The sequence below is a fragment of the Halobellus captivus genome (assembly GCF_003697845.1).
GTDB lineage: Archaea > Halobacteriota > Halobacteria > Halobacteriales > Haloferacaceae > Halorubrum > Halorubrum glutamatedens.
This window is the reverse complement of record NZ_RDQE01000006.1, coordinates 179,109-187,999: the sequence shown is the minus strand read 5'-3', so window position 1 is coordinate 187,999 and position 8,891 is coordinate 179,109. Positions and strand designations below refer to the sequence as shown.

Annotated in this window: 9 protein-coding genes; 3 read left to right on the top strand and 6 right to left on the bottom strand. The window is 69.2% G+C overall.

The window, feature by feature from the left end; all coding sequences use genetic code 11:
* Positions 1–28: 28 nt before the first annotated feature.
* A complete protein-coding gene (locus tag EAO78_RS09030) occupies positions 29–2,215 on the bottom strand; it encodes a formate/nitrite transporter family protein (protein WP_122105512.1) in 2,187 nt (728 codons plus the stop codon).
* Positions 2,216–2,308: 93 nt separating this feature from the next.
* Complete coding sequence (locus tag EAO78_RS09025) at positions 2,309–3,583, bottom strand: TIGR00341 family protein (RefSeq protein WP_122105567.1); 1,275 nt, start codon at positions 3,581–3,583, stop codon at positions 2,309–2,311.
* Positions 3,584–3,688: 105 nt separating this feature from the next.
* Between EAO78_RS09025 and EAO78_RS09020 the strand changes: the two genes are divergently transcribed.
* Positions 3,689–3,940 carry a hypothetical protein gene (locus EAO78_RS09020; protein ID WP_122105566.1) on the top strand — a complete coding sequence of 84 codons (252 nt, stop codon included), beginning with the start codon at positions 3,689–3,691 and terminating at the stop codon, positions 3,938–3,940.
* A 212-nt stretch (positions 3,941–4,152) separates the two neighbouring features.
* A complete protein-coding gene (locus EAO78_RS09015) occupies positions 4,153–5,034 on the top strand; it encodes a homoserine kinase (protein WP_122105511.1) in 882 nt (293 codons plus the stop codon).
* 56 nt (positions 5,035–5,090) lie between these two features.
* On the opposite strand, the gene EAO78_RS09010 is transcribed toward EAO78_RS09015, so the two are convergent.
* The 4 genes from EAO78_RS09010 to pdxS form a co-directional block, all read right to left on the bottom strand.
* Positions 5,091–6,311, bottom strand: coding sequence for an arginine deiminase family protein (locus tag EAO78_RS09010; protein ID WP_122105510.1), 1,221 nt, complete (start codon positions 6,309–6,311; stop codon positions 5,091–5,093).
* A 77-nt stretch (positions 6,312–6,388) separates the two neighbouring features.
* The gene (locus tag EAO78_RS09005) at positions 6,389–6,646 is read right to left on the bottom strand and encodes a type II toxin-antitoxin system HicA family toxin (protein WP_122105509.1); all 258 of its coding nucleotides are present in this window, start codon (positions 6,644–6,646) and stop codon (positions 6,389–6,391) included.
* A 2-nt stretch (positions 6,647–6,648) separates the two neighbouring features.
* Positions 6,649–6,924: a type II toxin-antitoxin system HicB family antitoxin gene (locus tag EAO78_RS09000; RefSeq protein WP_122105508.1), complete on the bottom strand. Its 276-nt coding sequence runs from the start codon at positions 6,922–6,924 to the stop codon at positions 6,649–6,651.
* 172 nt (positions 6,925–7,096) lie between these two features.
* Positions 7,097–8,005 carry a pyridoxal 5'-phosphate synthase lyase subunit PdxS gene (gene pdxS, locus EAO78_RS08995; RefSeq protein WP_122105507.1) on the bottom strand — a complete coding sequence of 303 codons (909 nt, stop codon included), beginning with the start codon at positions 8,003–8,005 and terminating at the stop codon, positions 7,097–7,099.
* 184 nt (positions 8,006–8,189) lie between these two features.
* Between pdxS and mobA the strand changes: the two genes are divergently transcribed.
* Positions 8,190–8,867 (top strand): molybdenum cofactor guanylyltransferase, encoded by a 678-nt coding sequence (gene mobA, locus EAO78_RS08990; RefSeq protein WP_122105506.1) that lies wholly within the window; start codon positions 8,190–8,192, stop codon positions 8,865–8,867.
* The last annotated feature ends 24 nt before the right edge of the window (positions 8,868–8,891 follow it).

Below are 8,891 nucleotides of genomic sequence, written 5' to 3'. Positions count from 1 at the left end.
CGAGCCGATCCGACGGTCCCGGATCTGGTCACTTCGAGCCCGTTTCGTCGCCGTCGTTGTTTCCGTCATCAGCGTCCGCTCCGGCCTCCTCGTCGGGGTCGTCCTCGTCGGGGTCGTCGTGATCCGTTATCACCGCCGGCTCGGGCGGTCGATCGTCCCCGTCGTCGTCCTCGTCGGGGTCGTCGTGGTCGGTGACGATCGCGGCCTCCGGCGGTTCGTCGTCGTGCTCCTCGTTCCTTCCGGCCTCTTCGTCCGGATCGTCGTCCGGATCGTCGTCCGCCTCGTCGGGGTCGACCGCGTCGGCATCGCCGTCCCGATCGCTGCGGACGTCCGTCCCGCTCGATCCGTCGGGATCGCGTTCGACGGCCCCGTTCGGTGGGCCGGCCTCCCGGCGTCCCGAGCCGAACAGTCGGTCCCAGATCGAGCGGCGGCTGGGCCGTTCGGCGAGCAGCACCGAGCAGTCCACGTCGTGGATCACGTCGAGGTGGAGCGAGTTCGAGACGAGCCGCGAGAGCAGCCCCTTCTCCGTCGCGCCGATGACCACGAGCGTGTGCTCTCTCGCCTCCCGGACGATCGCCGCCTCGACGTCCCCGCCGTCGTCGACGATCCGCTCGGCGTCGCCCACGCCGTTCTCGTCGGCCCACGCCGCGAGGAACCGTTCGCCCCGCTCGCGGTCCTCCGGGCCGTCGACGACGTGGAGCAGCGTCACCTCGGCGTCGGCGGTTCGCGAGAGCACGCTCGCGACCTCCGCGCCCAGCCGCGAGTCCGGACCGCCGGAGGTGGGTAAGAGCACCCGTGAGGTGTCCAGGTCGGTCTCGCTCAGGATGAGGAAGTCACACGGGAGCTGGTTCGTGAGCTCGTCGATCGGTCGCTCCGCGCGGGCGGCGCTCCAGAGCTGGTCCTCGCCCCAGCCCATCAACACCGCCTCCGGACGGGTCCGGCGGGCCATGTTGAACACCTCCTCGAAGGACCGATGCGTCACCACCGTCGAGGTGGAGACGTCGACGTCGTACCCCTCGGCGGTCTCCCGGAGCCCCTCCATCCCTTCCTCGGAGACGTCGGCGATCCGGCCAGCCCCCGCCGACAGCGACATCCGCTCGGGGGCCTGGACGACGTGGACGATGTGGACGAGCCCGTCCTCGTGGTCGCTCGCGATCCGGCTCGCGAGTTCGACGATCGGCCCGTCCGTTCGCGGGTTCGAGATGGGGACCATGATCCGATGACCCTCGCTCGCGAACAGCGTCGCCTCCGTCGAGTCGAGGATGGGCACGTACGACCGCCCCGCGGCCCGGCCGAGCAGCCATTCGGGCACGGTGAGCCGACGGTTCATCCCCTCGAAACGCGCCTCCTCCAGCCGCTCCTCGCTGGTCTGGAAGTAGTTGACCAGGGTGACGAGCACCACGCCGCCGATCGTGTTGCCGAGGAGCACCGGGAGCACGAACCCGAACAGTCCGTCGTACAGGGTGACCCCGCCGCCGTAGAGCCCGATCGCGCCGACGAAAAGCAGGTACAGCACCTCGGTGAAGGAGACGACGACGTGGTAGAGGTTCCCGAGCGGGATCGCGAGGAACGCGAGGTAGACGACGAGCAGCCGGGTGACGGAGTTCGTGGAGGCGAACCCGACCCAGACCACGCCGGCGACGATCAGCCCCGCCACGGCGGCCTTGAAGAAGAGCGGCCAGAAGCCGAGGTCGAACCCGCTACTGGAGACGTAGATCGCCGCGTCGACGCTGTCGCCGGAGAAGACGCCGCCGTACGAGAGCACGAGCGCGCCGACCGCGCCGCCGGTGAAGTTCCCCGCGAGCACGATCCCCCAGTGGCGCAGCAGCGTCGGGACGCTGGCGAGTCGTTCGAGGGTCAACGCCACCGGCGGCAGCGTGTTCTCCGTGTACAGCTGGTAGCCGCCGATGATGATGTAGATGAACCCCAGCGGGTACAACATGACGCTCAAAAGCGGGTGTCGGCCGGTCGCGGCGGTCAACGAGACGTACAACAGGAACGTGATCGTGATCGCCAACCCTGCCGCGACGCCGCTGAAGAACAGCTCGCGCCGTCCCGATGTCACCTCCTCGTCGGCCGCGGCGACGATCCGTTGGAACACCTCGTCCGACGAGAAGCGGTCCCGGACTGCCTCGCCGACGGCGGGAGCGCCGCTTCGCGATCGTTCGACCACCTCTCGCATGGAGTCGTCGTCGGGGTCGGTGGGGTCCGTCACTGCCCTACACAGGGCGATGCCGATAAAAAGTAGTTGCTCTTCCGGCCGGCCGAGATCCCACGATCGTTTCGGAATCGCTCGGTTCGAGGCGGTTCACGCCCGATCGACGGTCACCAACCGGACCTCCACGCCGGGGGTCTCCCCGGTCACTCGCTCGATGCGCGCCTCGAGACCCGTCGCCACTCCGTCGATCGAGACGCCGGGCGGCGCGCCGACGGTGACGATCACGCGGTCGGTCTCCCGCGGCGGGATCGTCCCGGTGCGTTCGATCTCCAACTCGAGCAGCTCGGCCTCCGGATCGAGCGTCGCCAGTTCGTCGCCGACCGCGTTCCGGACGTCGGTCTCCGTCGTGGTCGCGACGTAGCTGTCGTAGGTGACCCCGCCGAGGAAGACGCTCAACACCGCGATCGCGGCGACGAGGACGGCGACGCGTTTCACGACCGCCGCCCGCGCGTCGTCCTCGCGGAACCACCGCTCGGGGCGGTACCCCTCGTACCACAACATCACGAGCGCCGCGAGGTTGATCGAGAGCACGTTCACCGCGACGATAACGCCCGCGCCGAGCACGAGCCGCGGGATCGAGAAGGCGATCCCGATGCCGACGGCTGCGGCCGGCGGGATCAACGCGACCGCGATCATCACGCCGACGAGCGTGGCGGAGACGCCGGTCATGAGCGAGACGATCCCGGCGACGCCGGCCCCGATCGCCACCGCGAGTACGAGCACGTTCGGGGCGAGCCGCTCCGCGACCTCGGCGAGTTCGAGCGGGTCGAGGCCGGGCGGGACCAGCCCCAGCGTCCGGAGGGCCACGGCGAACAGCGTCGCGGCCGCGACCGCGACGACGACGCCGAGCACCTGCATCCGCACGCCCCGCCGGAACATCTCCTCGTCGTCGACGACGGTGCCGATGGCCGCCGACATCGCGGGTCCGATGAGCGGCGCGATCACCATCGACCCGACGACGGTCGCCGGCGAGTCCAGGAGGAGCCCGGCGGTCGCGATCACGGCCGATATCACCGTCATCAGGACGTAGGTCCGCAGCCCCGAGGCGAGATCGTCCGCCTTCGCCTGGAGCTCCTGTCTCGATATCCGGTCCTCGTCCCGCTCGGACTCCTCGGCGTACTCGGCCTCCAACTCCTCGAACCGCCGGGAGATGACCGTCTCGGCCGCGACGATGACCGTGTAGGTCCGATCGTCGATGCCGGCCTCGCGCAGTCGCTCGAGGACGGGCTCGACGGCCGTCTTCGGCAGGGGAAAGGTCGCGACGCCCGTGTACTCGCGGTTGCTCGTCTCGTCGGTGACGACGTAGTCGACCCCCTCGTCCTCGAGCGCGCGCACGACCGCCGCGCGCTTTCCCGCCGGGATCATGACCTGTACGAGTCGCACGATCCGTCGTCTCCCCGGTGCGGCTTATAAGCGAGGGTCGTCGGAAACGGAACTTTAATGCGCGAATCGCTCGCATCTCCCGACGAGATGCTCTCGCCGCTGTTCATCGACACGTTCCTGCTCGACTATCACCTCGGGCACGTCCTGTTGCTCGCGTTCGTCGCCTCGCTGCTCGGGGCGCTCCCGCTGAAGTCACAGAAGGTGATCGCCGCGGTGATCATCACCTTCGGCCTGATATTCTCGATGTCCCCGTTCACCACCATGCCGGCGACGTACATCCTCCTCGGGATCGGCCTCGTGGTGGTCGGGCCGCTCCTGTGGACCACGGCCGACTCGTAGCGTCACCCTCAGTTTCGACGCCTCTCCGTCCGCGTTCGACACCCCATCGCCTCTCCCGCCCCCGGCGTCTCTTCCCCCCAGCGTCTCTTCCGCCTCTACCGTCTCTCTCTTCCGCCTCTACCGTCTCTTCCGCCTCTACCGTCTCTCCCGTTCGTGTCCCGCCGCCGCCCGCGATCCCGCTCCTTTTTGACGCCCCGGAGTAACGCCTCGGCATGGTCACGGTACGGGCACCCGCAACCAGCGCGAACCTCGGGAGCGGCTTCGACGTCTTCGGGGCGGCGCTCTCGCGGCCCGCCGACGTCGTCACGGTCGAGCGGGCCGACCGGACCACCATCGAGGTGACCGGCGTCGGGGCCCAATACATCCCGGAGGACCCCGACGGAAACACCGTCGGGGCGGTCGTCGAGGCGCTCGACGCGCCCGCGCACATCCACATCGACAAGGGCGTCCGCCCGGCGTCCGGACTCGGCTCCTCGGCGGCCAGCGCCGCGGGTGCCGCGGTCGCGCTCAACCGGCTGTACGATCGCGGGTACTCCCGCGAGGAGCTCGTCCCGATCGCCGCCGAGGGCGAGGCGGTCGTCTCCGGCGTCGCCCACTCCGACAACGTCGCGCCCTCGCTGCTCGGCGGCTTCACGATCACCACGACCGACGGTACCCACAGCGTCGACGCCCGCGTCCCGCTCGTGGTGTGTCTCCCCGACGTGGCGGTCTCGACGCGCGACGCCCGCCGGGTCGTCCCCGAGACCGCATCGATGGACGACCTCGTCGAGACCGTCGGCAACGCCGCCACCCTCGCGGTCGGGATGTGTCGCTCGGACCCGACGCTCGTCGGCGCGGGGATGAGCGACCCGGTCGTCACGCCCGAGCGCGCCCGGCTCATCACCGGCTACGACGCGGTCCACGACGCCGCGCTCGCGGCCGGGGCGACCGGCGTCACGGTGAGCGGGGCCGGTCCGGCCGTCGTCGCCGCCTGCCGCGAGGGGGACCGGCAGGCGATCGCGGCCGCCATGCTCGACGCCTTCGCTGACGCCGACATCGACGCCCGCGCCTACCAGACCCGGATCGGTCGGGGCGCGACGGTGTTGGAGGAGTAGCGTCGGACGGCTCGAACGGACGAACCGCCTCTCTCACGGTCCGCGACCCGATCACTTCACGACCGCCGGATCGGGGAGGTCATGCAGTGGATCCCGCCGCCGCCGTTCGTGAGGTTCTCCGGATCGAGGCCCTCGCCGTCCGGCAGCACCTCGACTCCCTCGCGTTTCAGCCGCTCGATGGTCCGGTTCTCTTCGGGGTCGTACTCGCCGTCGTCGGTCTCGTAGATGGGGAGGACGGTCCCGTCCGCGACCGTGAGGAAGTTCGTCGCCCACCGCTCCGGGTAGGGCGCGTCGATCACCTCGTAGCCGTGGCGGTCGAGCAGTTCCGCGAGCGTCTCCTCGCCCCGGCGCTCGTACCCGTCGCCGGCCCGCTCGAACACCTCGACGGTCGCGGCCTCGATCAGCGGCTCACGCGCGACCGCGAGCCCCTCGGCGGCGACGTTGAGCCAGCCGTCGAGGTGGAGCAGCCGCGAGGAGGTGCCGTGTTCGGCGGCGAGCCGTTCGTCGGCCGCGAGCGGTGGCCGGACCAGTCCGACCTCGTCGTAGCCGATCGCGCCCGCCTCGAGCAGCTCCTTGCCCCCGTCGTAGGTGGTCCGGAACACGGTCTCCTCGCCCCCTTCGAGCGCCGAGACGCCCACGAGCGCGAAGTCGCCGAGCGGGAGGAAGTCGCCGCCCTCGAGCGTCTCGGTCGCGCTCGTTCGGTGGGCGATCTCCGCCCCGCGGGCGCGCCAGGCCGCCTCGATCAGCGGTCGCTCCCGTCGGCGCGTCGCGGTTCCGAGCCGCGGCAGGATCGGGCCGCGGTCGCCGACGAGCTGGCAGTCGCGCTGGAAGTAGAGGTTCGTGACCGCGCGCTCGACGCGGACGCTCGTGTCGAGTGCCTCATCGGTTCCGTCGGCCCCGCCCGTCCGGCCGACCGTCGGCCCCAAAAGAACGGCCTGGAGCCGCTCGTAGGCGGACGCGTCGCGGAGGTCGTCGGCGAGTTCCTCGCGCGTCGGCGGGGCGGGACCGCCGTCATCGACGTCGATCGCCTCCGCCAGGAACCCGTCGAGGAGGCCGCCGTCGGCGAGGTCCTCGTGGAGGTGGCGGACCTCGACGCCCGCGTCCTCGAGGGTCTCGACCATCCGTCGGTGTTCGCGTTTCGCCTCGCGCACGGAGAACGGCCGGGCGAAGTGGTTCGGCCCGGGATCCATGGCCCCGATGGCCGCCTCGACCCCCGGTTCGTGGACTCGTACCGTGCGCAACGTGTCGTACTCCGCCTCGACGGTCGGTTCCGGCATGCGATGGTGTCGCGTACCGTGGTCGGGCGGATAAGCGGATCGGTCAGTGTAGTTGATTCATATCCCGAGATCGGTCATCATCGGTTCTCGTCGATCCATTCGCAGAATGCTTCGAAGTTCTCCGCACCGGCGTCGGCAGCAATATCATGGAGCGTTCCAATGCTAATCGAGTCGTGGGCCGGGACAGTCACGGTACGCGCATCTGTATTCTCATGGCTTTCCGGTGGATCCCATCGAAGAATCAGGTGATCGCCTGTGGTACGAACGTGCCGAAACCCACCAACGTTTACCAGCACTTTGTACACGTCTTCACCGGAAAAGTCCCGCGTCACCATCGCTACTGAAAGACATCGGGAAGTTCATCGCTCTGAGACCGAGCGACTTCAGGATCAACACCGAGATCACGTATCTCCTCGTCGGTTGGAGACCGCCCGCCATCACCTTCTACCGCCTCAATAACGGCATCAAGATTGTCAAGTGCTACGTCCCGGCTTTTACCTTGAGCAGTCACTCCAACGCGGAGATCACGAGCCGTCCACTGACCATCCGGATTCTTCACTAAGCGGATCTCCCGGTCAGGAGAGTCCGAATTACCGGAATCGGCTCGTGCCATACGTGCCGATACTTCATCAAGACGCAAAACACTTCGGGAGACCTACCATCTCACACGGACCATTAATGTTCGATACGCAGGCTGGATCTATCGGCCGGTTCACGATCTAACGGACCGAAAAAATCACTCGTAGATCACCCTACGACACGCTCCCCATGATGCCTTCGCCGATCTAGACGCCGCGACCCTGGAGCTTCTCCTCCTCGGGGAGCGACTCGTTCGACTGGCCCTTCATCCCCTTGCCGATCCCGCTCGCGATGTCGGCGAGCTCGTCGGGGTCGTCCCAGTTGTTGACGGCCTCGACGATCGCGTTGCCCATCTCGACGGGGTCTTCCGCGCCGAAGATGCCGGATCCGACGAAGATGCCGTCACAGCCGTGATACATCATGAGCGCGGCGTCCGCGGGCGTCGCGATCCCGCCGGCCGCGAAGTTGACGACCGGGAGCCGGCCGGCCTCAGCGGTCTCGTGGACCAGATCGCGGGGGGCACCGTGCTCGCGGGCCCACTTCTCGCGCTCCTCGTAGTTGAGCCCGGTGAGCGTCCGGATCTGGTTCTTGATGGTACGCTGGTGTTTGACCGCCTGGTTGACGTCGCCGGTCCCGGCCTCGCCCTTCGTGCGGATCATGGCCGCGCCCTCGCGGATCCGGCGGAGCGCCTCGGGGAGGTTCCGCGCGCCGCAGACGAACGGCGAGGCGAAGTCGCGCTTGTCGGTGTGGTACTCGTCGTCGGCGGGGGTGAGCACCTCCGACTCGTCGATCATGTCGACGCCGAGCGACTCGAGGATCTCCGCCTCCTTGCGGTGGCCGATCCGCGACTTCCCCATCACCGGGATGGAGACCTCGTCGATGATCTCGACCACGTTCGCGGGGTCGGGCATCCGGGCGACGCCGCCGCGCTTTCGGATGTCGGCCGGGACGGCCTCGAGCGCCATCACCGCGACCGCGCCGGCGTCCTCCGCGATGCGGGCCTGTTCGCGGGTGACGACGTCCATGATGACGCCGCCCTTCTGCATCCGCGCGAAGCCGCGCTTGACGAGCTCGGTACCCCGCTTCAGCTCCTCCAGATCCGTAGGCTCGGGCATATCGTTCGATAGTATCGCGGGCCACTTAACGGGTCGCTTTCGGCGGAATACCGGCCGTCGGATCCCCGTTTCCGAACCGCTCGGAGACGCGGTCGGTCCGGCCCGCCTCCGGCGTGACGCGGGGTGGTTCGGCGGCGTGACCGCCACCGCAAACTCGAAGTCCGTCGGCCGCGAGGTCCCGGATATGCCGACCGGTGCCATCATCGCTGGCGGGCGGTCGACGCGCTTCGGCGACGCGGACAAGTCCGTCGCGGAGCTCGCGGGCGTCCCGATGATCCGTCGGGTCGCGGACCGCCTCGCGGGTACCGACGACCCGGTTCCGCCGGGTACGTCGCGGGCCGCCGGCGGCGACCCGGTCGTCGACGACCTCGTGGTGAACTGCCGACCGGACCAGCGTGACGCGATCGCCGACGCGCTCGAGGGATATCCGCTCCCGATCCGGTGGGCGCTCGACGACGAGCCCGACCGCGGGCCGCTCGCGGGGATCCGCAACGCCTGCCGGGCCGCCCCCGGCGAGTACGCGCTCGTCGTCGCCTGCGACGTCCCGTTCGTCGACCCGACGTTCGCGGCGACGTTGTTCTCGGACGCGACCGACGCCGGCGCCGACGCGGCGATCCCGCGGCTCGACGACCGGTGGTTTCAAACGACGCAGGCGGTGTACCGCGCCGACGAGACGGCGGCCGCCTGTGACCGTGCGCTCGCCCGCGGCGACGGCAAGATCCTCGCCGCCGTCGAGGAGCTGTCCGTCGTCCGCGTCGACGACGCGACGATACGCGAGCGGACGACGGAACACACCTTCACGAACGTCAACACCCGGGAGGAGTTCGAGGCGGCGGAGACCCGTCTCGCCGAGTACGTCTGACACGCTCCTCCCCCGGCCGTACCC

Coding starts and splice junctions, on each gene's coding strand:
- EAO78_RS09010 (WP_122105510.1), bottom strand. CDS start 6,311: ATGCCGGAACCGACCGTCGAGGCGGAGTACGACACGTTGCGCACGGTA.
- mobA (WP_122105506.1), top strand. CDS start 8,190: ATGCCGACCGGTGCCATCATCGCTGGCGGGCGGTCGACGCGCTTCGGC.
- pdxS (WP_122105507.1), bottom strand. CDS start 8,005: ATGCCCGAGCCTACGGATCTGGAGGAGCTGAAGCGGGGTACCGAGCTC.
- EAO78_RS09025 (WP_122105567.1), bottom strand. CDS start 3,583: ATGATCCCGGCGGGAAAGCGCGCGGCGGTCGTGCGCGCGCTCGAGGAC.
- EAO78_RS09020 (WP_122105566.1), top strand. CDS start 3,689: ATGCTCTCGCCGCTGTTCATCGACACGTTCCTGCTCGACTATCACCTC.
- EAO78_RS09005 (WP_122105509.1), bottom strand. CDS start 6,646: ATGGTGACGCGGGACTTTTCCGGTGAAGACGTGTACAAAGTGCTGGTA.
- EAO78_RS09015 (WP_122105511.1), top strand. CDS start 4,153: ATGGTCACGGTACGGGCACCCGCAACCAGCGCGAACCTCGGGAGCGGC.
- EAO78_RS09000 (WP_122105508.1), bottom strand. CDS start 6,924: ATGGCACGAGCCGATTCCGGTAATTCGGACTCTCCTGACCGGGAGATC.